Annotated in this window: 22 protein-coding genes and 3 tRNA genes; 16 read left to right on the top strand and 9 right to left on the bottom strand. The window is 41.6% G+C overall.

The window, feature by feature from the left end; genetic code table 11:
• Positions 1 to 131 precede the first annotated feature (131 nt).
• Both IEY42_RS04395 and pyk read left to right on the top strand, forming a co-directional pair.
• Entirely contained in the window at positions 132 to 986 is an 855-nt protein-coding gene (locus tag IEY42_RS04395) for a MurR/RpiR family transcriptional regulator (protein WP_188920898.1), read from the top strand.
• Between the two features lie 319 nt (positions 987 to 1,305).
• Positions 1,306 to 2,745, top strand: coding sequence for a pyruvate kinase (gene pyk / locus IEY42_RS04390; protein WP_188924122.1), 1,440 nt, complete (start codon positions 1,306 to 1,308; stop codon positions 2,743 to 2,745).
• 677 nt (positions 2,746 to 3,422) lie between these two features.
• Here the strand turns inward: pyk and IEY42_RS04385 are convergent.
• Both IEY42_RS04385 and psrA read right to left on the bottom strand, forming a co-directional pair.
• Complete coding sequence (locus IEY42_RS04385) at positions 3,423 to 5,699, bottom strand: acyl-CoA dehydrogenase (RefSeq protein WP_188920895.1); 2,277 nt, start codon at positions 5,697 to 5,699, stop codon at positions 3,423 to 3,425.
• Between the two features lie 11 nt (positions 5,700 to 5,710).
• Complete coding sequence (gene psrA / locus IEY42_RS04380; protein ID WP_188924121.1) at positions 5,711 to 6,352, bottom strand: TetR family transcriptional repressor PsrA; 642 nt, start codon at positions 6,350 to 6,352, stop codon at positions 5,711 to 5,713.
• A 194-nt stretch (positions 6,353 to 6,546) separates the two neighbouring features.
• Here psrA and IEY42_RS04375 point away from each other — a divergent pair, with 194 nt between their 5' ends.
• Positions 6,547 to 8,415 (top strand): M2 family metallopeptidase, encoded by a 1,869-nt coding sequence (locus tag IEY42_RS04375; protein WP_188924120.1) that lies wholly within the window; start codon positions 6,547 to 6,549, stop codon positions 8,413 to 8,415.
• Between the two features lie 91 nt (positions 8,416 to 8,506).
• On the opposite strand, the gene smrA is transcribed toward IEY42_RS04375, so the two are convergent.
• Positions 8,507 to 9,109 carry a DNA endonuclease SmrA gene (smrA, locus tag IEY42_RS04370; RefSeq protein WP_188924119.1) on the bottom strand — a complete coding sequence of 201 codons (603 nt, stop codon included), beginning with the start codon at positions 9,107 to 9,109 and terminating at the stop codon, positions 8,507 to 8,509.
• A gap of 127 nt (positions 9,110 to 9,236) precedes the next feature.
• Between smrA and IEY42_RS04365 the strand changes: the two genes are divergently transcribed.
• Both IEY42_RS04365 and IEY42_RS04360 read left to right on the top strand, forming a co-directional pair.
• Positions 9,237 to 9,839, top strand: coding sequence for a YybH family protein (locus IEY42_RS04365; RefSeq protein ID WP_229779910.1), 603 nt, complete (start codon positions 9,237 to 9,239; stop codon positions 9,837 to 9,839).
• Positions 9,839 to 10,321 (top strand): YchJ family protein, encoded by a 483-nt coding sequence (locus tag IEY42_RS04360; protein WP_188924118.1) that lies wholly within the window; start codon positions 9,839 to 9,841, stop codon positions 10,319 to 10,321. Before IEY42_RS04365 ends, IEY42_RS04360 begins: the two co-directional genes overlap by 1 nt.
• On the opposite strand, the gene IEY42_RS04355 is transcribed toward IEY42_RS04360, so the two are convergent.
• The 3 genes from IEY42_RS04355 to IEY42_RS04345 form a co-directional block, all read right to left on the bottom strand.
• Entirely contained in the window at positions 10,318 to 12,549 is a 2,232-nt protein-coding gene (locus IEY42_RS04355) for a bifunctional diguanylate cyclase/phosphodiesterase (RefSeq protein WP_188924117.1), read from the bottom strand. The genes IEY42_RS04360 and IEY42_RS04355 overlap by 4 nt on opposite strands.
• Before the next feature lie 328 nt (positions 12,550 to 12,877).
• Positions 12,878 to 13,168: a DUF406 family protein gene (locus tag IEY42_RS04350; protein ID WP_188924116.1), complete on the bottom strand. Its 291-nt coding sequence runs from the start codon at positions 13,166 to 13,168 to the stop codon at positions 12,878 to 12,880.
• Positions 13,169 to 13,268: 100 nt separating this feature from the next.
• Positions 13,269 to 13,766, bottom strand: a complete 498-nt coding sequence (locus IEY42_RS04345) for a VC2046/SO_2500 family protein (protein WP_188924115.1) — start codon at positions 13,764 to 13,766, stop codon at positions 13,269 to 13,271.
• Positions 13,767 to 13,891: 125 nt separating this feature from the next.
• Between IEY42_RS04345 and IEY42_RS04340 the strand changes: the two genes are divergently transcribed.
• The 4 genes from IEY42_RS04340 to IEY42_RS04325 all read left to right on the top strand — a co-directional run bounded on the left by IEY42_RS04340 (position 13,892) and on the right by IEY42_RS04325 (position 15,526).
• Positions 13,892 to 13,976 (top strand) — tRNA-Tyr (locus IEY42_RS04340).
• A gap of 97 nt (positions 13,977 to 14,073) precedes the next feature.
• Positions 14,074 to 14,158 (top strand) — tRNA-Tyr (locus tag IEY42_RS04335).
• Positions 14,159 to 14,186: 28 nt separating this feature from the next.
• A tRNA-Tyr gene (locus IEY42_RS04330) sits at positions 14,187 to 14,271 on the top strand.
• A 193-nt stretch (positions 14,272 to 14,464) separates the two neighbouring features.
• The gene (locus IEY42_RS04325; protein WP_188924114.1) at positions 14,465 to 15,526 is read left to right on the top strand and encodes a PLP-dependent cysteine synthase family protein; all 1,062 of its coding nucleotides are present in this window, start codon (positions 14,465 to 14,467) and stop codon (positions 15,524 to 15,526) included.
• Positions 15,527 to 15,643: 117 nt separating this feature from the next.
• Here IEY42_RS04325 and queE read toward each other — a convergent pair whose 3' ends face one another.
• On the bottom strand, positions 15,644 to 16,312 hold the full coding sequence (queE, locus tag IEY42_RS04320; protein WP_188924113.1) for a 7-carboxy-7-deazaguanine synthase QueE: 669 nt from the start codon (positions 16,310 to 16,312) through the stop codon (positions 15,644 to 15,646).
• A gap of 203 nt (positions 16,313 to 16,515) precedes the next feature.
• Between queE and queC the strand changes: the two genes are divergently transcribed.
• Complete coding sequence (gene queC, locus IEY42_RS04315) at positions 16,516 to 17,232, top strand: 7-cyano-7-deazaguanine synthase QueC (RefSeq protein WP_188924112.1); 717 nt, start codon at positions 16,516 to 16,518, stop codon at positions 17,230 to 17,232.
• Positions 17,233 to 17,402: 170 nt separating this feature from the next.
• Complete coding sequence (gene rrtA / locus IEY42_RS04310) at positions 17,403 to 17,984, top strand: rhombosortase (protein ID WP_188924130.1); 582 nt, start codon at positions 17,403 to 17,405, stop codon at positions 17,982 to 17,984.
• Between the two features lie 26 nt (positions 17,985 to 18,010).
• Here rrtA and IEY42_RS04305 read toward each other — a convergent pair whose 3' ends face one another.
• The gene (locus tag IEY42_RS04305; RefSeq protein WP_188924111.1) at positions 18,011 to 18,505 is read right to left on the bottom strand and encodes a hypothetical protein; all 495 of its coding nucleotides are present in this window, start codon (positions 18,503 to 18,505) and stop codon (positions 18,011 to 18,013) included.
• A 354-nt stretch (positions 18,506 to 18,859) separates the two neighbouring features.
• Here IEY42_RS04305 and trhA point away from each other — a divergent pair, with 354 nt between their 5' ends.
• From trhA to IEY42_RS04290, 3 genes are all read left to right on the top strand, one after another.
• Positions 18,860 to 19,543, top strand: a complete 684-nt coding sequence (gene trhA, locus IEY42_RS04300; RefSeq protein ID WP_188924110.1) for a PAQR family membrane homeostasis protein TrhA — start codon at positions 18,860 to 18,862, stop codon at positions 19,541 to 19,543.
• A 100-nt stretch (positions 19,544 to 19,643) separates the two neighbouring features.
• Positions 19,644 to 19,988: an MGMT family protein gene (locus IEY42_RS04295; protein ID WP_188924109.1), complete on the top strand. Its 345-nt coding sequence runs from the start codon at positions 19,644 to 19,646 to the stop codon at positions 19,986 to 19,988.
• Between the two features lie 42 nt (positions 19,989 to 20,030).
• Positions 20,031 to 21,029 carry a DUF3108 domain-containing protein gene (locus tag IEY42_RS04290; RefSeq protein WP_229779909.1) on the top strand — a complete coding sequence of 333 codons (999 nt, stop codon included), beginning with the start codon at positions 20,031 to 20,033 and terminating at the stop codon, positions 21,027 to 21,029.
• On the opposite strand, the gene IEY42_RS04285 is transcribed toward IEY42_RS04290, so the two are convergent.
• Complete coding sequence (locus IEY42_RS04285) at positions 21,015 to 21,791, bottom strand: class II glutamine amidotransferase (protein ID WP_188924108.1); 777 nt, start codon at positions 21,789 to 21,791, stop codon at positions 21,015 to 21,017. The genes IEY42_RS04290 and IEY42_RS04285 overlap by 15 nt on opposite strands.
• A gap of 259 nt (positions 21,792 to 22,050) precedes the next feature.
• On the opposite strand from IEY42_RS04285, the gene fadE reads away from it, so the two are divergent.
• Positions 22,051 to 24,498 carry an acyl-CoA dehydrogenase FadE gene (fadE, locus tag IEY42_RS04280; protein WP_188924107.1) on the top strand — a complete coding sequence of 816 codons (2,448 nt, stop codon included), beginning with the start codon at positions 22,051 to 22,053 and terminating at the stop codon, positions 24,496 to 24,498.
• A gap of 85 nt (positions 24,499 to 24,583) precedes the next feature.
• A complete protein-coding gene (locus tag IEY42_RS04275) occupies positions 24,584 to 25,018 on the top strand; it encodes a PaaI family thioesterase (protein WP_229779911.1) in 435 nt (144 codons plus the stop codon).
• Positions 25,019 to 25,092 lie beyond the last annotated feature (74 nt).

Raw genomic sequence — 25,092 nt, 5'->3', positions numbered from 1 at the left:
CTATGTCTTGAAAAATAACAACAGGATCGTGTAAAAGGTAAAAAAATAACTTAAATCACGAAATTCCTGTAAGTTATGGTATAAAACTTACATTCCCTACTCAACTAGCTACTATAAGCGGATGCTTGCATATGAATACCCTAGAAAAGGTTCAAAAAAGCCTTACCCAATTTAGTAAATCGGAACGAAAAGTTGCCGAAGTCATATTAGCCTCACCGCAAACAGCTATACACTCTAGTATCGCGACTTTAGCCAAGATGGCTGATGTGAGTGAACCTACCGTTAACCGCTTTTGTCGTCGACTTGATACCAAGGGCTTTCCTGATTTTAAGTTACATTTGGCTCAAAGTCTTGCTAACGGCACACCTTATGTTAGTCGACATGTTGAAGAAGATGACTCACCTGATTCATATACAACAAAAATCTTCGAATCTTCAATGGCATCACTCGATACCGCACGTCAAAGTCTCGATACAGCGGCTATCAATAAAGCGGTTGATGTATTGACCCAAGCCAAAACAATTTCGTTTTTTGGACTAGGAGCTTCCTCTGCCGTTGCTCACGATGCTCAAAATAAATTCTTCCGTTTCAATGTACCGGTGATTTGTTTCGATGATGTGTTAATGCAACGCATGAGTTGTATTAATTGTAACGAAGGTGACGTTGTGGTGCTTATTTCGCACACAGGTCGCACCAAATCATTAATTGAAATTGCCCGTATTGCCCGAGAAAATGGCGCAGCAGTGATTGGTATTACCGCACGTAACTCGCCATTGTCACTTGAGTGTACACTACCTGTCACCATGGAAGTGCCTGAAGATACCGACATGTACTTACCCATGGCATCACGTTTAGCCCAGTTAGTGACAATCGATGTGTTAGCAACAGGCTTTACACTACGCCGAGGCCCGCGTTTCCGTGACAATTTAAAACGCGTAAAAGAAGTGCTAAAAGAATCTCGTATTAACAAAGATTTAACCATATAAGCGCTAAAGGTACGTAAAAGCTGTTAAATTATTACACTTAGACGATGTATTCGATCATCACATTTAACGGCTATAAATAGCAGCAAAAATCTATTAAGGCCTGTCGGTTAACCCCGGCAGGCTTTTTTTATTGTAAAAATCACTTATCTGTCACATAAATTACACACTAAAAAACGTGTTTTTGTTTGTAACTTTACTACATTAATTAAGAATGTCTGTTAATATATATGCATCATTTAAGTACTAAGATTACTAAGCTACTTTAATAACCAAATTCTATTTAACAAAAATCTTTCTTTTCATTTTAACGGAGTATCTCATGTTCCGCAGAACTAAAATCGTTACAACACTTGGACCAGCAACTGACCGCGATGATAATTTACGTAAAATTATCGCAGCCGGCGCTAACGTGGTTAGACTTAACTTCTCACATGGTTCACCAGAAGATCATTTAAAACGTGCTACTGATGCACGTAACATCGCGAAAGAATTGGGTAAGCATGTTGCCATTTTAGGTGACTTACAAGGCCCAAAAATTCGTATTTCTACTTTTAAAGATAACAAAAAAATCATGCTTAACTTAGGTGACGCATTCACCCTTGACGCTGAACTAGCAAAAGGTGAAGGCGATGAAAACCAAGTAGGTATTGATTACAAGCAATTACCAGATGATGTGGTGATTGGTGATATCTTAATGCTTGATGATGGTCGTGTTCAATTACGTGTAGAACGTGTTGAAGGCCGTAAAGTGTTTACCACTGTGACTGTTGCGGGTCCTTTGTCTAATAACAAAGGTATCAACAAAAAAGGCGGTGGCTTAACTGCTCCTGCGTTAACAGAAAAAGACATGGCAGACATTAAAACGGCTGCAATGATTGATGTTGATTACTTAGCTGTATCATTCCCACGTACAGGTGCTGATTTAGACCTTGCACGTAAGCTTGCTGTAGAAGCAGGTAGCAACGCATTAATCGTCGCTAAAGTTGAACGTGCTGAAGCCGTTGAAACAGACGAAGCAATGGATGATGTGATTAAAGCATCAGACGTTGTGATGGTTGCACGTGGTGACTTAGGTGTTGAAATTGGTGATGCTGCCCTAGTTGCAGTACAAAAGCGTTTAATTCAACGTTCACGCCAGTTAAACAAAGCGGTGATCACTGCGACCCAAATGATGGAGTCAATGATCACTAGCCCAATGCCAACTCGCGCTGAAGTAATGGACGTGGCTAACGCTGTATTAGACGGCACTGACGCGGTAATGTTATCAGCAGAAACAGCTGCAGGTGACTTCCCAGAAGAAACCGTCATGGCGATGGCTAACGTATGTTTAGGTGCAGAATCACACCCTAGTGTGAAAGTGTCTAAACACCGTATGGATCAAAGCTTCTCTTCTGTTGAGGAAACCATTGCGTTATCGACTATGTATGCCGCTAACCACTTAGCTGGCGTAAAAGCAATTATCTCGTTAACTGAATCTGGCGCGACAGCTAAATTAATGTCACGTATCAGCTCTAGCTTACCGATTTTTGCTCTATCACGTCACCAAAAGACTTTAGCCAGCATGGCGCTTTACCGTGGTGTACAACCTATTAAGTTTGACTCAACAGCATACCCAGCTGATGAGCTAGCTAAAGAAGCGCTAAACTGCATGGTTGAAGCGGGTTACTTATCCAGCGGCGACATGGTACTGATGACGAAAGGCGACGCGATGGAAACCATCGGCGGCACTAACACTTGTAAAGTACTTGTTGTAGCTTAATAAGCTCATTACGAACCACACAGAGCGTTTACTCGCGAGTCTGTGGGTCTAAAAAAAAGCCAACCTCGCGGTTGGCTTTTTTATTGCCCTTAATCAACTAACACTAGACTCTGTCGTCATCCAGTAACGTACCCAAGCTGTTTTACAATACAGTCAATTCGCGTAACTCATTCGGTAATCTCTGTCACTCGGTTCATTGTCCTCGCCTAATGAATATGACTCAATAGCCGCCGTTAATCACTTCAGTGAAGAATATAAACCATTAATAAAATGTTATACCATTTTCATTAATTATGTGACCAATCAGAGTCACTCAGATTGTTCAGTTTGAGGCGCATTGTTGAAATAATGGTTATTCCCTTCTAAGACAATGCAACAAAGAAATGAACGGTCTGAGTGTCTCCTGCAAGGCGGGTTTCTGTGCCTTCTATGCTGCTTAATAGCATTTTGACGTACGACTGCATGGATGCAGGAGGTAGAGCAACGCAGGAGCAGTTGCCGAGAGCAACTATGTCTTCAATCCTATTACTTGCCTAGAAGGCACAGAATTCCCGCTGAATGACCAGATAATTAGTGGAATTGGTATTAATGCCGTGTTTTATGATTCACCGGATAGCGGCAAAAAAAAAGCCCCGACTGAGTCAGGGCTTAATGTTTACCACACGATGTTACATCATTTACAGCTTTTCAAAGTCATTAACATTGATTGCTGCCAAGCGTAACTCATCTGCTTCTAGTAGTTGCTGATGTTCAGCTTGGGTAATGATGTCTTTTTCAAGCGCAACATCAAACAACTCAAGCATGGGTAACTTAGATTTTAAGTGACCACTGCGTTGTGCTTTTTTCAGTTTTTTATACAGATCTTTAGCGGCATATTTTGCTAAGAATGCATTTTCAACTTCCGCAATACCACTAGTGTCACCCTCAAACTCGCCACACAAGAACGTAATTCGATTACGAGCAGGCCCAGGTTTAAGCATGCCTTTACACACATCAACGGCTGACTTGTCGCTTGGTGCATTAAAATGATTACCCAGTGGGAAAATCAACACACGTAATAATACGCCAGCAATTTTACTTGGGAAGTTACGAATAGCGTCTTCTAGTGCTTTTGCTGCTAAGTGTAAACGCTCAGTCATAGCGTAATGCACTGCCGGTAAATCATCTTGTTGACGGCCATTGTCTTCAAACAATTTCAGTGTCGCTGAAGCAAGGTATAATTGGCTTAATACATCACCCATACGTGCAGAAATCATTTCTTTACGCTTAAGATCGCCACCCATAATCAACATTGATAAGTCAGTCATAATAGCAAGTGCAGACGAAATACGCGTCATGTCGCGGTAATATTGCTGAGTGGGACCACTCACTGGCGCACTAGCAAAACGACTGCCGGTTAACGCACTGCCCAATGAACGTAAAGCATTACCAATGGCATATCCCATATGGCCCAGCAGTAATGAATCGAAACGATCGAGTGCCGATGTTTCATCTTCCATCGCAGCGGCTTCCATTTCAGCCAATACATACGGATGACAACGTGTTGCACCTTGACCAAAAATCATCAATGAACGGGTTAGAATGTTTGCACCCTCAACCGTAATAGAGATTGGGTTAGCCATAAATGCATGACCTAGATAGTTTTTAGGCCCTAATTGAATCCCCTTACCTGACTGAATATCCATTGCATCTTCAAGCACGTCACGGCCTAACTCGGTCATGTGGTACTTAGCAATTGCAGTCACAACCGAAGGCTTCACTTTTAAATCGATACCTTGTGTGGTTAAACGACGTGCGGCTTCAAGCTGATAGGTATTGGCAATAATACGTGCCATGGCTTCTTGTACGCCTTCAAAATTACCAATAGGCATACCAAACTGCTGACGAACATAGCTATAAGCTGTGGTGGTTTTAGTCGACACATGGCCAGATGCTGTAGCAAGTGCAGGTAATGAAATACCACGTCCCGCTGACAAACATTCAACCAGCATACGCCAGCCTTTACCGGCATATTGAGGGCCACCAATAATCCAGTCTAACGGGATAAACACATCTTCACCGCTAGTAGTACCGTTCATAAACGCCATCATTAATGGGTTATGACGACGGCCAATTTCTACGCCTTCATGATCGGTTGGGATTAAAGCACAGGTAATACCTAGATTTTTTACATCACCTAATAAACCATCAGGGTCACGCATTTGGAACGCTAAGCCTAATACCGTCGCAACAGGTGCAAGGGTTATATAACGTTTGTTCCACGTTAAGCTTAAACCTAATGTTTCTTCACCTTCAAACTCACGACGACACACAATACCCAAATCAGGGATTGCGCCTGCATCACTGCCCGCTTCAGGACCCGTTAATGCAAAACATGGAATGTCTTTACCCACAGCAAGAGACGGTAACCAACGCTCTTTTTGCTCTTGAGTACCATAATGAGTTAATAACTCACCAGGGCCTAAAGAGTTAGGCACCATTACCGTTACTGCTGCACTAACGCTGCGCGTGGCAATTTTGGCCACAATGGTCGAGTTTGCATAAGCAGAGAACTCTCGACCACCGTATTTTTTAGGAATAATTAAGGCAAAGAATCCTTGTTCTTTAAAGTATTGCCACAACTCTGGCGGCAAATCTTTGCGATTATGAACAATGTCAAAATCATCGATCATGGTTAAGGCTGTTTGAACTTGATTATCGATAAAGTCTTGTTCTTCAGCCGTTAATGTTGGTTTGCCGTAACCATGTAAAGTATTCCAATTTGGCTTACCACGGAATAGCTCACCTTCCCACCACACATCGCCCGCTTCCATTGCTTCTTTCTCGGTAGTCGACAAAGGCGGCAATACTTTTTTGAAGAACGTAAACACAGGACGTGTAATAAACTGCATCCTGATGTTACGTACACCAAAGAGGACAATGATTACTATAAGTAACAGTATGACGATACTCATTTTATACCTTCTTAATTGTTTAGCACAGGGACAGCCACACCGGCCGCCATGTATGGAATAACTTTACGAATAATTGCTTCAGTGTTGTTGTGCTCACCATAATCGGCTGCTGCAATTTCATTTAACGCGTCTGCTGAAGCCATAGTGAACACGATAGTCCCCAGAGTGAAATGCAAACGCCAAAACATTTCTGCTGGCGGAATATGTGGCGCACTTGCGACAACCGCTTTCACGAATGTAGCTAAATGTTCACCATAATGCGTGGTAATAAACCAGCGTAAATGGCCCTGGCTTTCAATGTAGCCTCGACCTAACAACTGTAAAAAGATGATCGTGCCGCCATTACGCACTTTATTCAGTTCTAATAACGGTTTAATTAAAGCAGAAAATATTTCGTTTAGTGATGCATCTTCAGGTGCATTGTGTAAACGTTTAATCTCTATGGCAGCGTTTGGCATAAACACATCTAAGTATCTTGCTAATACTGCACGGATTAATTCTTTTTTCGAACCAAAATGGTAATTGACTGATGCTAAATTCACTTCAGCTTTACTGGTGATCAGTCGTAACGAAGTTTCAGAAAAACCTCTCTCAGCAAACAACTTTTCAGCTGCATCGAGTATTCTTGTTTTTGTATCAGTACGGCTTGCCATCCCATGACCCAAGTTAATTTAAACACCCGTTTAAATTAATCATTGAGCGCACAGATGTCAATCGAAATTGTTGGAATTTTTGTGTTGAGTAAAGAAGATAAACTGCAATAACTGCAACAAATTGGTCACTATTATGCAATGTTGATCATTTTTGGGTAAACTAACGTCGATAAGAAAAACAAGGATGCCAATAAATGAACTTCCCTTTAAAACAACCGTCTCAAATTGCACTCATCGTGTCACTCGTGTTAGGTCTGAGTGCCTGTAATGACGCCCAAGAAACTGTTAACACGTCAACAGCAGATCAACCGCAAGTAGCAAGTGAACCAAAAATTGACAGTGCTGCAGCGATTACCTTTATTAATCAAGCTGAAGCCGACTTAGCTGCGTTATCTGTTGAAGCCAATCGCGCGGAGTGGATTTACTCAAATTTCATTACTGATGATACTGCAGCATTGTCTGCCGCCATGGGCGAAAAAATCACCTCAACATCTGTGCGTTATGCTACTGAAGCGGCAAAGTATGCTGATGTCGCACTCGATGCGGTTAACAGCAGAAAGCTCAATAGCCTTCGCAGTAGCCTGGTGTTACCTGCTCCGCTCGACCCTGCCAAAAACGCAGAGTTAGCCAGTATTGCTTCAAAGTTAAACGGTTTATACGGTAAAGGTAAGTATTGCTTTGCTGATGGTCGCTGTTTAACTCAACCTGAATTATCTAATTTAATGGCTGAGTCGAAAGACCCTGCTGTGTTACTTGAAGCATGGCAAGGTTGGCGCGAAATCGCCAAGCCAATGCGACCATTATTTGAACGTGAAGTTGAACTCGCCAATGAAGGCGCTAAAGATCTGGGTTACACAGACTTGTCTGAACTTTGGCGTAGCCAATATGACATGAAGCCTGACGAGTTTTCTGCAGAACTGGACCGTTTATGGGATCAAATCAAACCACTGTATGACTCATTGCACTGTTATGTACGTGGTGAATTGAACGAACAATACGGTGATGACGTTGCTCCTAAAACAGGCCCTATTCCAGCTCATTTACTTGGTAATATGTGGGCACAACAATGGGGCACCATATATAACAGTGTTGCACCCGAAAATGCCGATCCGGGTTATAACGTCACTGAGTTATTGGCCCAAAATGACTATGATGAAATTAAAATGGTGGAACAAGCTGAAGGTTTTTTCACTTCGTTAGGATTTGACGAGCTACCAGAAAGCTTTTGGCGTCGTTCATTGTTTGTTCAACCGCAAGACCGCGATGTGGTATGCCACGCATCAGCATGGGATTTGGACAACCTCGATGATATTCGCATAAAAATGTGTATTCAAAAAAGCGCTGAAGACTTTACCGTCATTCACCATGAGTTAGGGCATAACTTCTATCAACGCGCTTATAAAAATCAGCCGTTTATCTTTAAAAATTCGGCCAACGATGGTTTCCATGAAGCCATTGGTGACACCATTGCATTGTCAATTACGCCTAAGTATTTACAAAAGATTGGCTTGTTAGCCACAGTACCTGACGCCTCTAAAGACATCGGTTTACTCTTACGTCAAGCTCTAGATAAAATTGCATTTATGCCGTTTGGTTTAATGATTGACCAATGGCGTTGGCAGGTGTTTAACGGCACCATTAAGCCAGAGCAGTACAACCAAGCCTGGTGGGATTTACGTGAAAAATACCAAGGCGTAAAAGCCCCTATTGCGCGCACAGAAGCTGATTTTGATCCCGGCGCTAAATACCATGTTCCAGGAAATGTACCGTACACACGTTACTTTTTAGCCCATGTCTTGCAGTTCCAATTCCACAAAGCTTTGTGTGATATTGCTGGCGATACCGGCCCTGTTCATCGTTGCAGTATTTATGGAAACAAAGCTGCTGGCGCTAAGTTGAATGAAATGCTTGAAATGGGTGCGAGTCAACCCTGGCCTGAAGCCCTTAATGTTGTCACAGGCACTAAGCAAATGGACGCCAAAGCAGTATTAGATTACTTTGCGCCATTACAAGTGTGGCTTGATGAGCAAAACAACGAGGCTAACCGCCAATGTGGTTGGTAATACTGAGATAAACCGAGATTAACTACTCGGCTCATACTTGAGTGTGATGCAGAAGTAAATCAACAAAGTGGCGCTCAAAAGCGCCACTTTTTTATCTAAAGCCACTGCCTTTTCGATTCAACTCACTGTTTTCAAGTTTCTTTTGTTGAGACTTCTTCAACATCACAAATACAGCCCCCACACCACCTTGATTACGTGTAGCAGAGTGATAAGCGGTAACAGGTTCAATTTGTTGTAACCAGTGACACACGGCTGATTTCATCAATGCTGGATACGGTTTACTTTTATAACCTTTGCCATGAATGATTAACACATTGCGCTCACCACGTTCATAGGCACTCAATAGGCAATTAATCATGCTGTCGCGCGCCTGATGCAGCCGATATTCATGGAGATCTAACACCGTTTTAATCGGGTACTTGCCCAACCTTAATTGTTTAAATACTTCGTCTTGAATACCGTCGATTTTATAACTGACCATGTCATCTGGCTGCAAAGGATGAATTAAATGCGGATCAGTCGGCAATAACTGTAACAATTCGTGTTGCTCGGCCGCGGCTCGCTTTGCCAATTGAGCCTCTGTTACACTAACTGGGTTTGACCATGTCTGCGCAGCGATGCTTTGACGCTCTGACTTTAAGGGGGTGACGTCTGCCATTTCTTGTAAAAATAAATCATCTTCTTTTAACGACATGGTTTACCTCCTACATACTTTGTAAAGATTATGCGCTTTGGCAAAATCATTGGATAATTTATAGTGATGAAAACGGTAACGCATTACTGTAGTTTGTTTTACCTATTATAAAAAAGAGAAACACTCATTGAAGAAAATATTGATCCGGTTGAATACACTAAGAATTACTGGGGCTTTACTGGCCTTAGGGCTATGCATTACCACGTTAAACGCTGTCGCAGCAGAAACCGTCCCTCATAAAACCTTAAACGCTAATTTTACCCAATTAGCCGATGCATTTGAACATTTAGACCTATCCAGCATAGAACAAATTTATACTGAAGATGCGGTATATATTTCAGAAACCCAAGATAAAGGCATTATCAACGGTAAAGCGAATATTGTCAGTTTGTATACGCGTTTTTTTGACAAAATTAAACGTAAGCAAGCCAAACTTGAAGTCGACTTTAGGGTTGTTGTGCGTCACATAGATAAAAATACCGCAACCGACGTAGGCTATTATTTAGTGCGTTTTCACCCGGGTGCTGATTCAGGCGAGCCTGTTAGTGAATTTGCTGGTAAGTTTGTGACCATTTTTGCAAAAGACCGTGATGGACATTGGCGGATAAGCGTTGACTCAAATACTCACGCAACCCCCCAATTTTATTATGATGCTAAACCTGTGCCTAACCTTTACTATGGCCGCCAATTTATCAGCTCGCCACACGCTGACACAAGTAGCCAGCCATAATGACGACAAAGATTAATCCAGCTGATTTATGCCCCTGTGGCAGCCAGCAAGCCTATCAACAATGTTGCTTACCTTTGCATGTAAACCAATTGGTTGCTCAATCACCGGAGCAACTGATGCGCTCACGCTATTGCGCTTTTGTGGTCGCTCAATTTGAGTATTTGCTAGTGACGCACCATCCAGATTACCGCCAAGGCTTAACCATTGAACAGTTAGCCCAAGGCAATATTCATTGGTTAGGTTTGCAAGTGATAAACACGAAACAGTTAGATACTACTGGTGAAGTTACGTTTAAAGCCTGGTATATAGATGACAAGCAGATAGACGCCATATACGAGCAGTCTAGATTTGTTTTGCAGCAAGGACGTTGGTTTTATACTGAGGGCAAACAAATGCACACGAAATTACCCGAAAGAAATGAGCCGTGCATTTGTCAAAGTGGTAAAAAATTTAAACAATGCTGTGCTAAGTTAACCTATTAATGCTCGACGGGTACCCAGGTAGTATGGTGCTCAATAAATTGCGCAAAATCGTTAACTCGAATGGCTGGACTGTACAAATACCCCTGGGCATGGTGACAAGCACTTGAGCTTAAAAACGCTTCTTGCTCTTTGGTTTCAACCCCTTCTGCGGTCAGCGAAATATTCAATGCATTGGCCATCGCTATAATGGCGCTGACAATTTCACGGCTTTCACGGCTCGATGAAATATCCATAATAAAGGAACGATCTATTTTTAACTTTGAAATGGGAAATTGTTTCAAGTATTTCATTGAACTATAACCCGTACCGAAGTCATCGATCGCCAATCCCACACCCAGTTCAGCTAATTCATGACACAAATTAATGGCATAGCGAATGTCACCCATTAATTCGGTTTCGGTGATTTCAAGCACCAAGGTTTTTGGCTTGATACGATAACGAGTCACTAAACGCCAAACTTGCTCATATAAATTGCCACTAAAAAACTGTCTCGCAGACACGTTTACGTGCATCGCAATATTAACGTCTTTATGTTGCCACAAATTAAGCTGCTTACATGCTGACTCTAGTACCCATTCACCGATTGGATTTATCATGCCCGTTTGCTCGGCAATTTCAATAAATGCACCAGGATAAAGCACGCCTTTTTTGGGGTGGTGCCAACGGATCAACGCCTCTGCACCTATGTATTGATTGGTTTTTAAATCCATTAACGGTTGATAGTACAATTCAAACTCACGCCCGCGGATTGCTTGATGTAAATCGCGTTCAATCTCTGCGTTAGTGGTAAATTCGCTCAACAAGTCTGCATTAAAAAACTGATAATGCATTTCAGACTTATTTTTAGCATGTTGCAAGGTGATATCAGCACAGGATAAAGGCGTAAATAACCCCGCTACCGATTTAATATCAACCACGGCGAGTGCCGTTTTAGGCTCAATTTTCTCTCGCGATATTATCGATGGCGCGGCAAGGCTTAAGTATAAACGTTTAATCACTTGCTCAAAATCAGATAGTGCCTGGTGGCTATTATCTTGGCTTTCAGGTAATAAAATGGCAAATTCGTCACTACCAATTCGTGCCACATCAATGGCATTTGCGGCGCTGGCAAAATGTTTTAAGCGACGGGCAATTTCAACCAACAACGCATCACCTTGTTCATGGCCATGGGTATCGTTAAAACGCTTAAAGCTCAGTAAATCAATGAGTATTAACGTGCCATCTACGGCACGCTCTAATTGCGGAATAAAATAACTGCGGTTATGTAAACCGGTAAGATTACAATGCCAGGCTAAGCGCTCTAACTCTGCTTTGTGCAAGTATTCCGCTGAATTGTCGTAGCTTGATACCAACGCATAGTGTTTGCCTAGCTCTGTTACAAAAGGTGAAAAGTGATAATTCATCCAATAGTCACTGCCATCGGCACGTTTTAGCTTTAAATTGCCCTTCACCACCTCATTATTGCGTATTTGGCTAATAATGCTGCTGTAAAGTAGTTGATTAGTTTTGAATATATCAAGATTTTTAGCACTGTGATGCTCAATGGTATTTCTAGGTAGCCCAGTCATTTTTTCATGGGCACTATTTACATACTCAACAATCCCAGTATCGGTATTGACTAGCATCACGACATGCTCTGATTGCTCAGTCGCATTGCGTAATAAGTATATTTGTTCATTGCTGTCATAGGTGTGGCGTGTCGCTAAAGTCAACGCAAGTTGGTCAGCGCACTGAATCGCAAATTGAATCGCTGATTTGAGCCATTTGGTGTCTTCACAATGCTCAATCGATAATACACCTTCAATATGACCATTAATACGAATAGCCACATCCACACTGGTGATAATTCCATGTTGTTGGTAATAGTCAGAAAATTGATGTGTTATCGATTGCTGCTGTGACTCACTTGATAAAATATATCGATGAGAACGCAGTTCGGTAAAAAATTGTGGTGTGATTGTGTTGGTTTGACGTAAATCAGGTGCATGATGTAATGACGGTGCGGTTTGACTAGCCACAAGGTTGTGTGAACACACTAAGTGCTCATCATGGTTTACCTTTGTAGTGTCAGGGTCAGTGGTCAATAACCAAACAGACACAAAAGAGGCATCAAAGTGTTCTTGCAGCAGTTGACATACCAATGCTGAGGTCTGTGAAAAATCACCTTGTTGTTTAGCACTGGAATTTACAATTAATTCCAATAAGTGCTGTTTCTCTTGTTGATTCATTTAAATCCCGAAATATGGCTTTTTTACTGATTTATCTGGTCTATATCATTTAATATGATTTTATTTATTAATAGGTTAAAACATACCAGATAAATTTAAGTAAACTTTGGGAGCGAAATCCGCTATTTGGCATGGTAAACGCCGTAAATAAGCTACAGCTACTATACCTTTGTTTAATAAATGCAGATTACACTTGTTATCCAAAAACAGCAATCCATTTAGTCGTGACTTGATCCTTTCTGCTTACGTCAAAAAAACATAAAAACTTTATATTTAACAAAAAATTAGTTTATATGCTTAGTTAAACAAAACCACTGATTTTGTGTTATTACAGGGCGTGTTCTAATTGAAAAATCATTTTTTCTACACTAAAGGCAAACTGCAATGACAACGTGACGCTACCTGCTTGTTGTTCAATATTGGCTTTCGTGTCGCTAAAACGTGCCAACGCAGCTTGTTGCAACTCTTGTGCTTGTGCCAATGCATTGTCACCATTTAGGTTGACTTGCAATAATGTATCATCTGCTTCTACTACGGCACCAATATCAACGTAGCTGCCGCAGTCGCTGCAACTATCATTAACAGAATCAGATTGTTGCTGCTTAATTTGTTTAATCATTTTGTCACCTCGAGTGCATGGTTTAATGCACACATGCTAACGTAAACCTTAAAAGCATTTATTTGCCAAGCTCACAAATAAGTAAAAAATTAGTTGTTTGTTAAGCATATTGCTGGGCAATGGTTTGGCTTATTTTACGTTGTGTCGCTAATTGATCAATGAAGTGCATGTCTTCAATCACTGTATGTTGTTGATAACTGTTAATCGCTTTACGCTTAGTTAATTCATCACAGTTGCTTAATACTTCGACCATGGCATCGGGTTGCGGCCCTCTTATTACTATGGCTTCTGGCGTTAACGCTTGTTGTAATTGAAATTGACGAGCGCCCTGTTGTTGAAATAGCGGCGCGTTATCGGTGACATGAATATCGCTTGAAACATCAGCAACCAGAAGTTGTGTTGGAGGCAGTTCAAATTGTTTGCGCAACTTTTGGTCTACATTGAGATCATTGTCTAACTGAAATTGCGCCATGTCGCGAGCATCTGCCGATAACATAGCCAATAGTAAACCAAATTCACCACGGCGATTTTGTTCAACCGCCCCGTTTAATCGGCTGCCTATTTGTAACTCATTGACTAATGTTGACTCAATTTGCATATAAAAACATCACTACTCTTGTGCATTGATATTTTATCGACCAAATAAATCAAAACTTTAGATTTTTTTTCAATTTTAGGCTTTACATACCAAGGGTTTGTGAATACTATGGCGGCCGCAATTGAGGAGGGGTTCCCGAGTGGCCAAAGGGATCAGACTGTAAATCTGACGGCTCAGCCTTCGAAGGTTCGAATCCTTCTCCCTCCACCATTTGCGTTATTATAAGGTGTACCCGTTTTAGTGATATAGATGACTAAAACAAAAGCGTTAAAGTGTAAAAAGAAAGTAAGTAGTAAAGAAAACGTGTGGAGGGGTTCCCGAGTGGCCAAAGGGATCAGACTGTAAATCTGACGGCTCAGCCTTCGAAGGTTCGAATCCTTCTCCCTCCACCATCTTTTCTTTGTTATCTTCTTTCGCAGTGGAGGGGTTCCCGAGTGGCCAAAGGGATCAGACTGTAAATCTGACGGCTCAGCCTTCGAAGGTTCGAATCCTTCTCCCTCCACCATTTTACATCTTGCGTTATCTTCGTTAAATTTTCCTACGTTTAATCCTCCTATTTTATTGTTATTCATTTATTTTTGTTCATTATCTACTGATTTAATTAAAAATAATCTTCAAATCCACTGTAAAAAATATCACTTTTTTTCGTTATTCATATTGGTTATTATCTATACCCATTTGTAATAACGAGTATTATCATGCCGACAACTTGGGTCAATCAGGCCATCGCAAAAATTGAAGCAGATTACCAACGTTCTGCTGATACGCATTTAATCAAATTAGATTTGCCTCAATTAACCGGCATAGATATTTATTTAAAAGACGAAAGCACCCACCCAACCGGCAGCTTGAAACACCGCTTAGCCCGTTCATTGTTTTTATACGCATTATGTAATGGTTGGATAAAACAAGGCACACCAATCATAGAGTCATCGTCTGGCAGTACGGCAGTGTCTGAAGCATATTTTGCGCGCTTATTGGGGCTACCTTTTATTGCGGTGATGCCAGAAACCACGGCAAAAAAGAAGATTCAACAAATCGAATTTTATGGCGGCCAATGCCACTTTGTTGATAACGGCAGCCAAATGTATGCCGAGTCAGAACGTTTAGCACAAGAATTAAATGGCCATTATATTGACCAGTTTACTTATGCAGAGCGTGCAACTGACTGGCGTGGTAATAACAACATTGCCGATTCTATTTTTAATCAAATGAAAAAAGAACCACACCCCATTCCAAGTTGGATTGTAATGAGTCCAGGTACAGGCGGCACCAGTGCGACTATTGGTCGTTATATTCGTTATCAACAGCGAGCGACTCAATTATGTGTTGTCGACCCTGAAAACTCAGTGTTTTATGATTACTTTACCAGTGGTGATGCCAATATTGTCAGTGATAAAAACAGCAAAATTGAAGGAATTGGCAGACCAAGAGTAGAACCCTCGTTTATTGCCGGAGTGATAGATGAGATGTTGCAAATTCCCGATGCGGCTTCTGTTGCCACGATTTTATGGTTAGAACAACTGATTGGCCGCAAAACGGGCGCATCGACCGGGACCAACTTATACGGTGTACTATTATTGGCGACTCAAATGCATCAAGCAGGTAAAACGGGGTCTATTGTGACCTTAATATGTGATGCGGGTGAGCGTTATTTAGATACTTATTACAATCCGCAATGGATTGACGCCAACATAGGCTGTTTTAAGCATTATCGACAAAAGCTGCAGCAATTTAATGATAGTGGTTTGTTGCTTTAATAGCGTAAGTCACCTCAGCTCGGGTTAAATACAACAATGCCGCAGATTATCCGCGGCATTGCTTTATCAATTTACAAGCAGTATCAATTGATGACACGAGCACAAGTGGAATTGGTATTAATCAATATTTAAATATTTGTGGGTCTGAATAGACAAACGCCAGTTACGAGCAATACAGACTTTCATCGCCAACTCTGTCGCGCGTTCTTTTTGACTAATAGGTTGTAAACAAATCGTTTTACCCGTTAGGTCAATGCCATTAAGCAGTGCATCTAATTCATCGACATGTTTTTCAGTCGCCACAGGGTGTTTAATTTCGTTGGCGCGCACTAATGCTTGCTCAAGGACTTTATAACCGCCTTTCATGTTCACTTTAGGCGACACCGTCACCCAAACCGAGTCATGACATTTAACCTCAAAAGTGCCACTGGTCTCAATTTGCACTTGATACCCTGCTGCAATAAAGTCACTGGTCATTTCGGTTAAATCATATAAACACGGCTCTCCACCGGTTAATACAATATGTTTTGCCGTAAAGCCTTTGTCTTTAAAGGCTTGGATTAAACTGCTGCCAGTATGATCGGCCCAACGACCAATGGTGCCGTCCACCTGAATAACTTGCTCTGTAGTGACTTTATTTTCAGGTAATACGTCCCAGGTTTGTTTAGTATCACACCAGGCGCATCCAACCGGACACCCTTGTAAACGAACAAAAAGTGCTGGTACGCCAGTAAAGCAGCCCTCACCTTGTATTGTCTCAAATACTTCGTTAACCGGATATTTCATGTTTTACCTTACTTTTTTACGCCCAGCCAAGCACCAGACAAACAACAGGGCGGCATTTATAGAGTATTTTACTTCTAGCTGCAAGTATTTACGCCGCTCGCTTTGCACTTAAGCTGACCTTAGGTAAAATATCATTTTGATTTTTTCTGAACGGCTTAGGTCATTATCTTGAGTCCATTTTCAGAACGTTAATGAGTATCCCCATGTCAGATTCATCAGTAAAAAACACCACTAAAGCGCTTGTTGTATTCAGTGGCGGCCAAGATTCTACCACCTGTCTTATCCAAGCTTTATCTCAATATGACGAAGTTCATGGGATTACCTTTGATTACGGGCAACGCCATCGCCAAGAAATAGAGGTTGCCAAAGCGTTAGCCGTTGAACTGAATTTGGCCAGTCACAAGATTATGAATACCACATTACTTAATGAGCTGGCGATATCTGCATTAACCCGCGATGCTATCCCGGTGTCGCATGAATTAATGAACAATGGTTTACCTAACACGTTTGTACCAGGACGAAACATTCTGTTTTTAACCTTAGCCGGAATTTATGCTTATCAACTTGGCTGCGATGCCATTATTACTGGCGTGTGTGAGACTGACTTTTCGGGTTACCCAGATTGTCGTAATGAGTTTATTCAGTCTATGCAGCAATCGCTTGCTCTCGGAATGGATAAACCACTGAAGATAATCACCCCTTTAATGTGGCTCAATAAAGCTGAAACCTGGGCATTGGCAGACAAATATCAACAACTCGCCCTAGTGCAACAACAAACCTTAACTTGTTATAACGGGATTGTCGGTGCAGGTTGCGGTGATTGCCCAGCTTGTTTATTACGCCAACGCGGTTTAGATGATTACTTACAAAACCAGGCATCGGTGATGGCATCTCTCAATCAAAAAATGGCAACAAACTAAGCTGCGGATCTGCTAAACAGATATGGTTTTATGACTAAAAAGTGATAAAACCGTCTTTTTAAGTTAATTTGACTATACTCAACAATAGATGCAACAAAACACAAAAATGATGTTTAGAGGTAATTTTGGCCAAAAATTATAATGCTGTTGGACCCTATCATTTTTTGGTGATGATCAGTGTACTCTGTATCGCCCTGTTTGCTGCTGACATTCCAACACCTGCATTTTTCCCTATCGATCAATATTTCAGCTACCGATATGATGATATTGCCCATGGGCAAGTGTGGCGTTTACTCACGGGTAATCTATTACATACCAATTTGTGGCATTTGCTCATGAATTTGGCGGGGTTTTGGGTCATCGTGTTTTTACACGAAGTGCATTACAAACGTCATCCCGAGAAACTCGTCTTATTGTTTTTATGCCTATGCTTATTAGAAGGCATTGGTTTGTACCTGTTTTACCCCAGCCTTAAAGCCTATGTCGGATTAAGCGGTATGCTGCATGGCTTATTTGCTTTTGGCGCCATGATGGACATTCGTAAAGGTTATATGTCTGGTTATTTGTTGCTTATTGGAGTAATAGCCAAAGTGGCTTATGAGCAATACTTTGGCGCATCGACAAGTATCACTGAATTAATCGCGGCTAGAGTCGCTACCGAATCACATTTGGTGGGGCTTATATGTGGTTTATTGTGTGCGGTATGTTGGTCAGTGATTGCCAATCGCTTTAAATACAATAAATTGTCTTAACTACCAACCTCGTAATGTATAGATTACTACTCAGTTGATTGTGATAGCACTTGTTTCTCATCAATGGCGGGTGTTGACAGATCTGTTTGCTGTGCGTTTTCAACCAGCTTGTTGTATTGCTCTTCGGTAATTAAATAACTCTTTAGTACTGGCAAAGGCTTGGGCGCGGTTTGCTCAAGTGGAATGTCGTTTAATCCGCTAATATCCACCCGTCCAAAAATCAATGCCATCGCAACCACTATCACATGGATCATCAAAACCAGCAGCCAACTATGGTCACTAACAAGTTTGCTTACTTTGCCTTGCAAGCCTTTATTATTTGCGGTTTCAACGTCAATTAAAAGTGGCTCATTATTGTTAGGAGAAGCCGCAATTGCACCTGAGAACTGTAACTGAATCTCATTCGCCACCTGTTGTTGATGTTGCTGTAAAAGCGTGTCGTTAGTGTCCTCTTTAGCATCAACAAACGGGGTCATTGCTGGGTCAAAATCAATATATACGCTGTCTGTTGCAGAGTGCATACACGGCTCAGTGGGTGACTTAGCGAGAGAATCATCAGAATCACACGATTGAGCTTCATGCTGATGAAGATGATTTTTCGATTGATTTTTATCTGTCATAAAAAACGAATAAGCCAAGAATAATTGCCTCAGTATAACGCGATTATGCCGTTTCAATAGCATTAAATCTTACCGTTAAAGTCTATCTAGTTGTGAACCTTTATTAATCTCATTGCTTCAATACACTGAAAATAAATAACAATTTATTAAACCATAATTTAAGCTTACACGTGTACTCTAAAATGTAGCATTTTAGTATTTAGGCTGATAGACTAACTTCGCTGAAAATCCATACAGCTTAGCAAACAGGATATTATGAACTCTTTAACAGATACATTAACGACGCCTCAATCGGAGACGACCACATCAATATCTGACTATTGCGCTAGAGAAGAATTAGCTAATGCCAGCTCGCATGCCTTAGGCGTTCTCACGGGTATTGTTGGATTGGTATTCATGTTGATCAAAGCGCCAGCACAATTAACGTTTGTGCAAACCAGCGGTATTGTGGTGTATGGCTTAAGTATTATTGTGTTGTTTTTGGCTTCAACGTTATATCACTCAAGCCAAAGTATGGTGTGGCGTAAACGTTTTAAAATGGCCGACCATTGCGCTATTTATACGTTAATTGCGGGCACTTATACCCCGCTTATGCTGATCAGTTTACAAAGTTCGCAAGCCAGCATCGTACTCAGTGCGATTTGGGCACTAGCCTTGGGTGGCATTATATTTAAAACTTTGTTTATAGGCCGCTTTAAAGCCTTTAGTGTGGTGCTTTATTTAGTCATGGGCTGGCTGTGTGTCACAGTTATGGATGATTTAAAAAGCCAAATGTCAGCGTTAGGGTTAACGTTGTTATTAGTTGGCGGTTTATTTTATAGCCTTGGAGTGATTTTTTACGTAGGTAAACGCATTCCATTTAATCATGCTATATGGCACTTATTTGTACTCGGTGGCGCGTTTAGTCACTTCTTTTGTATCTACTTGACAGTACTCTAAGTCACCCATTAATAATCCTTCATATACAAAATTGCGGTTGTACATTCGCCGCAGTTTTTCTATTATCTGTCGCTAATATTACCACTTTAATCGGATCCCCATGACTTCAGTTACGCCCATGGAGCGAATATGGTTTATTGTTAATCTTATCCCTCACGGCTCTGTGTTACCTTATGGAATAGTAGCGGATTTAGCGGGGTTACCAGGCAGAGCTCGATATGTATCGAGAGCCCTAAAACTGGCGCCAGACTCTTTATCACTACCTTGGCACAGAGTAATAAATAGCCAGGGGAAAATTTCGTTTGCTAAAGACAGCGAGCCCTATAGGCAACAACAAGAATTACTCAGATTAGAAGGGATAACAGTGAACACTGGCAAGATTTCGTTGTCTCAATATCAGTGGAAACCAGATCTTGCAACATTAGTAATGACATTACCCTTTTAATTTCAAGTTGTTAAAAATATTAACTGTTAAGGTATTTATACATTGAGCAATAAATTGACGCGATTTTGTACATTAATACTCTGCATCAGCCCAGCATTTTATGTGCAAGCTGCGGCTTCACTGCAGCCTACCGACAGTGAATCTACTGAGCAGTTGAGCAAAAAAGAAACCCAATTGATTGCAGAAAAAGCAACACAACTTATTTCTGCGGTGCCGTTATCCGAATTTGAAAAAGCCGCAATTTTATCTCCATTAACAGCGCATAAAGCCAACTACAAAGTATTTTACGGCAGTATCGAATTAGGTGAGGCTATCTATAGTTTGCCCGCAACCGATACTGGATATTACACCTATCATTTTGACAGCAATGTCAGCTTGCTATTACTGTCTGACAAACGCCAGTTAACCAGCGAATTTACTTTAGAAAATGGCAAGCTTGTGCCGTTTAGGTATGTGCATGAACGCAGTGGCACAGGCAGCGATTACACAGAACAAACCGCCTTTGCCAAAGCACAAGAGTTCATTCACACCATATACAAACAAAAAGCGCTTAAACTTCCTTACCAAGAGAGAGTGTTTGATCCGCTCATGGTGCAATTGCAATTTAGAATGGACTTAGCGGCCAATACCCGGCCGTTAGATTACAAGATGGTCAAAGAAAAAGAAGTGGATGACTATCAATTTAGAGTATTGGGCAAAGAGCAAGTGGTATTAGAGAGTGGCACTTACGACACGGTTAAAGTGGAAGTGGTTCGCGCGGCAAAGAAAGCAAAAAAACGTCAAACCTATTTTTGGATGGCACCCGATTTAGCTTATTTACCGGTAAGGTTAAGCCATTTTTCAAAAGGCAGTAAGCAGCTAGACATTCAGTTAGCCACTTATCAATTTGATCAACCGTTACCACCAATGACCCCCATTGTGATTGATGGCCCGGCAACGAATGCTTCGACATCAATAGATGATCTCACCGCCGAAGCTGACAATGATGCGCAAATAACAGAGTCTGAACTCGATGATATTAAGCAATTAGCCGAGGACTAACTCGCCTTTTCTAAATAACTTCCAGTCGCCAGGGCTGAGCACAACCCAATTTTCATTGTTGGTTAATGGCCTTGTCGCAATCACGGTCACCACGTCATTTGGCGTGGTTTCTTGACTAAAATCAATCACCACATCGGTATCAATCAGAGTTGCCTTACCAAAGGGCGCACGGCGGGTAATGTGGCATAAATTGTTGGTGCAATATGCCATTAAATCGATGCCATTACTCAGTAACATATTGAACACTCCTAACTCACGAATTTCATCTGCAAGCTTGGCGATATAATCAAAAACTGGTTGCATATTTTCAGGTTCTTGCTCACCAAAATGGTTAACGACTGATTCTAAAATCCAGCAAAAAGCCAATTCACTGTCTGTGTCTCCGACAGGTTGAAAACGTGATACTGTAAACTTACCTTTGTAATCTGATAATTGGCCATTGTGGGCATAGGTCCAATAGCGTCCCCATAACTCGCGGGTAAACGGGTGGGTATTGACCAGCGACACGCAACCTCGATTGGCCTGGCGAATATGGCTCACCACGATCTCACTTTTAATCGGATAAGATTTAATCAAATCGGCAATGTGCGATTTACTACTCGGACACGCGTCTTTAAAAGTGCGATTACCTTTGCCTTCGTAAAACGTAATTCCCCAACCATCAACATGCGGTCCGGTCACCCCACCTCGTTCGGCTAAGCCTGTAAAACTGAACACAATATCTGTTGGCACATTGGCACTCATCGCCAGTAATTCGCACATTAAACTTGCCTTTATAGTTGTAAAATTGAGCCATTTTGACCGATTTTAATAAGTCGAACGTATTGTATCTACTATGCTTATTGAGTGGAACGTTTCAAACACACAAATTTTCAAACAATTGTTTGAAAAACACTTGTATTCGAGGCTAGATAAGGTTAACTTTTATGTGACACAGGTCAGACCACAACAATTCCTGTGAATCAGATCAATAATAAATAAGCTATTTTCTGCCTATAAAATAGCTTTAAGGAGAAGTACAGTGACCACCCTACTTTGGATCATCGCGATGATCTTTGTGCTCGGCGCTATGGCATACCTTCGCGTATCGCTATTATCAACCACCATTGCTGCGGCAATTGTGATGGTTGTTGGCAGCACATTGGACATTATTGGTGTCATTTCATGGATTGTATTCCTTGTTATCGCACTGCCATTAAACATCAAATCTTTCAGACAAAATTACATCAGTCGTCCACTGTTGAAAGTTTATCGCGGCATTATGCCAGAGATGTCTTCTACCGAAAAAGAAGCCATTGAAGCGGGAACAACCTGGTGGGAAGCTGATTTGTTTGCCGGTAAACCGAACTGGAGCAAACTTCATAATTATCCAAAAGCACGCTTAAGCGCTGAAGAACAAGCATTCTTAGACGGCCCAGTTGAAGAAGTGTGTAAAATGCTTAACCAACATCAGGTTTCGCATGAACTTGGCGATCTCCCACAAGATGTGTGGCAGTATCTTAAAGACAACGGCTTCTTTGCGATGATCATTAAGAAGAAGTACGGCGGTTTAGAGTATTCTGCTTATGCGCAATCTTGTGTATTACAAAAATTAGCCGGTGTAAGCAGTGAACTGGCTTCAACAGTGGGTGTACCTAACTCATTAGGCCCTGGTGAGCTTTTACAACACTATGGCACTAAAGACCAACAAGACCACTACCTCCCTCGTCTAGCGCAAGGTTTAGAAGTGCCATGTTTTGCACTAACTAGCCCAGAAGCAGGCAGTGACGCTGGCTCTATTCCTGACTTTGGTATTGTATGTAAAGGTGAGTTCCAAGGCGAAGAAGTCCTTGGTATGAAGCTAACCTGGAACAAGCGTTACATTACTTTAGCACCTGTTGCGACTGTACTAGGCTTGGCCTTTAAATTGCGTGACCCTGAGCAGTTATTAGGTGATAAAGAAGAATTAGGCATTACTTGTGCGCTTATTCCAACTGACATTCCAGGTGTTGAAACTGGCCGTCGTCATTTTCCATTGAACTGTATGTTCCAAAATGGTCCAACACGCGGCAATGAAGTCTTTGTACCGTTAAGCTTCATCATTGGTGGTCCTGAAATGGCCGGCCAAGGTTGGAGAATGCTAGTTGAGTGCTTATCTGTTGGTCGTGGTATCACCCTGCCATCAAACTCTGCCGGTGGTGTTAAAACTGCAGCGATAGCAACGGGGGCATATGCGCGTATTCGTCGTCAATTTAAGTTACCTATTGGTAAGTTAGAAGGCATCGAAGAGCCAATGGCACGTATTGGTGGTAATGCTTACCTTATGGATGCCGTGTCAACATTGACCACGACTGCAATTGATTTAGGTGAAAAACCATCGGTAATTTCTGCCATCGTTAAGTACCATTTAACAGACAGAATGCAAAAATGTGTTATTGATGCAATGGACATTCACGGCGGTAAAGGCGTGTGTCTTGGCCCAAATAACTACTTAGGTCGTGGCTATCAAGCTGCACCGATTGCCATTACGGTAGAAGGCGCAAACATTCTAACCCGTTCAATGATTATTTATGGTCAGGGCGCAATCCGCTGTCATCCATATGTATTGGCCGAAATGGAATCTGCCTTTGATACTGATGCTAGCCGTGGTTTAGATAACTTTGACTCAGCCATCTTTGGTCATATTGGTTTTGCAACGTCTAACTTTATTCGTAGCTTCTGGATGGGTTTAACCTCATCTTACTTCACCAATAGCCCTTATTCAGATAAAACAAAACGTTATTATCAGCAGATGAACCGTTTCAGTGCTAACTTAGCGTTATTATCTGACTTAGCTATGGCAACCTTAGGTGGCAACCTTAAACGTAAAGAACGTATTTCTGCCCGTTTAGGTGACTTATTAAGCCAGCTATACCTGACTTCAGCTACGTTGAAACGTTATCAAGATGATGGCCGTTTAACTGAAGATTTACCATTAGTACAATGGGCTGTAGAAGATTCGTTATACAAGTTACAAGATTCATTAGATGACTTGCTTAACAACTTCCCAATGGGGCTTGGCATTGCACTACGTGCCGTTATCTTCCCATTTGGTCGTCCAATTAAACGCCCTAGTGATGTATTAGATCACAAAGTGGCTAAGATCATGCAAACGCCATGTGCGAGTCGTGACCGTTTAGGTAAAGGCCAGTTCTGGACCCCATCAGAGTTCAACGTTGTGGGTATTCAAGAACAAACCTTTAAAGATATTCTTGCAGCCGAACCGCTTTATGACAAAGTCTGTAAAGCTGCCGGTAAGCGTCTACCATTTATGTGGTTAGACAAAGTTGCTGCAGAAGGTAAAGCGCTTGGTGTGTTAAGCGACAGCGAAATCGCTTTACTTGAACGTGCTGAAATTGGTCGTCTGAAATCAATTAACGTTGATGACTTTGACACCGAAGAGTTACGTGCACAACTTGCGCCTAAAGCCAAGCAAGGAAAAGCAGCTTAATCACTAAGCTGAAGTCAAAAAAGGTAAAGCATGTGCTTTACCTTTTTTTATGGTTAAAAATTGTGAATGACATAAACCGTCAAGGATAATGATGAAAAATCTCACTGGATTACAACAAATGCAAGCCATATTAAATGGCGAGATCCCTGCCCCTTCAATTAGCAAAGTCATCCCGATGAAGCCCATCGATGTCAATGAAGGCAACGTGATGTTTGAAGCCTTTGCAAATGAACACCATCTGAATCCTATGGGCGGTGTACACGGTGGGTTTGCGGCGACAGTACTAGACACTGTCACCGCCTGTGCTGTGCATTCGGCATTGCCAGCCGGTGTAAGTTATTCAACCATTGATCTAAATATTAAAATGGTGCGCCCTGTACCGAAAAATCAGCGCTTAATTGCCAAGGGTAATTTAATGAACTTGTCTAAATCTTTAGGTATTTCAGAAGGTACCTTAACCACAGAAGATGGCAAGTTACTCGCTACTGCAACCGCGACATGTTTGGTTATTCGCCCTTAATTATGTGTTAACACATTTCAGGAAGAGACAATACAAACAAAAAAGCCAGTCATTGACCTGACTGGCTTTTTAAG

Source organism: Shewanella algicola, assembly GCF_014648035.1.
Classification (GTDB): domain Bacteria; phylum Pseudomonadota; class Gammaproteobacteria; order Enterobacterales; family Shewanellaceae; genus Shewanella; species Shewanella algicola.
This window is presented reverse-complemented; position numbering and strand designations above follow the sequence as displayed.

Coding starts and splice junctions, on each gene's coding strand:
- psrA (WP_188924121.1), bottom strand. CDS start 6,352: ATGGCAAGCCGTACTGATACAAAAACAAGAATACTCGATGCAGCTGAA.
- IEY42_RS04385 (WP_188920895.1), bottom strand. CDS start 5,699: ATGAGTATCGTCATACTGTTACTTATAGTAATCATTGTCCTCTTTGGT.
- queE (WP_188924113.1), bottom strand. CDS start 16,312: ATGAAATATCCGGTTAACGAAGTATTTGAGACAATACAAGGTGAGGGC.
- rrtA (WP_188924130.1), top strand. CDS start 17,403: ATGATCAGTGTACTCTGTATCGCCCTGTTTGCTGCTGACATTCCAACA.
- smrA (WP_188924119.1), bottom strand. CDS start 9,109: ATGTCGTTAAAAGAAGATGATTTATTTTTACAAGAAATGGCAGACGTC.
- IEY42_RS04345 (WP_188924115.1), bottom strand. CDS start 13,766: ATGCAAATTGAGTCAACATTAGTCAATGAGTTACAAATAGGCAGCCGA.
- trhA (WP_188924110.1), top strand. CDS start 18,860: ATGAACTCTTTAACAGATACATTAACGACGCCTCAATCGGAGACGACC.
- IEY42_RS04350 (WP_188924116.1), bottom strand. CDS start 13,168: ATGATTAAACAAATTAAGCAGCAACAATCTGATTCTGTTAATGATAGT.
- IEY42_RS04295 (WP_188924109.1), top strand. CDS start 19,644: ATGACTTCAGTTACGCCCATGGAGCGAATATGGTTTATTGTTAATCTT.
- pyk (WP_188924122.1), top strand. CDS start 1,306: ATGTTCCGCAGAACTAAAATCGTTACAACACTTGGACCAGCAACTGAC.
- IEY42_RS04325 (WP_188924114.1), top strand. CDS start 14,465: ATGCCGACAACTTGGGTCAATCAGGCCATCGCAAAAATTGAAGCAGAT.
- queC (WP_188924112.1), top strand. CDS start 16,516: ATGTCAGATTCATCAGTAAAAAACACCACTAAAGCGCTTGTTGTATTC.
- IEY42_RS04285 (WP_188924108.1), bottom strand. CDS start 21,791: ATGTGCGAATTACTGGCGATGAGTGCCAATGTGCCAACAGATATTGTG.
- IEY42_RS04305 (WP_188924111.1), bottom strand. CDS start 18,505: ATGCACTCTGCAACAGACAGCGTATATATTGATTTTGACCCAGCAATG.
- IEY42_RS04360 (WP_188924118.1), top strand. CDS start 9,839: ATGACGACAAAGATTAATCCAGCTGATTTATGCCCCTGTGGCAGCCAG.
- IEY42_RS04355 (WP_188924117.1), bottom strand. CDS start 12,549: ATGAATCAACAAGAGAAACAGCACTTATTGGAATTAATTGTAAATTCC.
- IEY42_RS04395 (WP_188920898.1), top strand. CDS start 132: ATGAATACCCTAGAAAAGGTTCAAAAAAGCCTTACCCAATTTAGTAAA.
- IEY42_RS04375 (WP_188924120.1), top strand. CDS start 6,547: ATGAACTTCCCTTTAAAACAACCGTCTCAAATTGCACTCATCGTGTCA.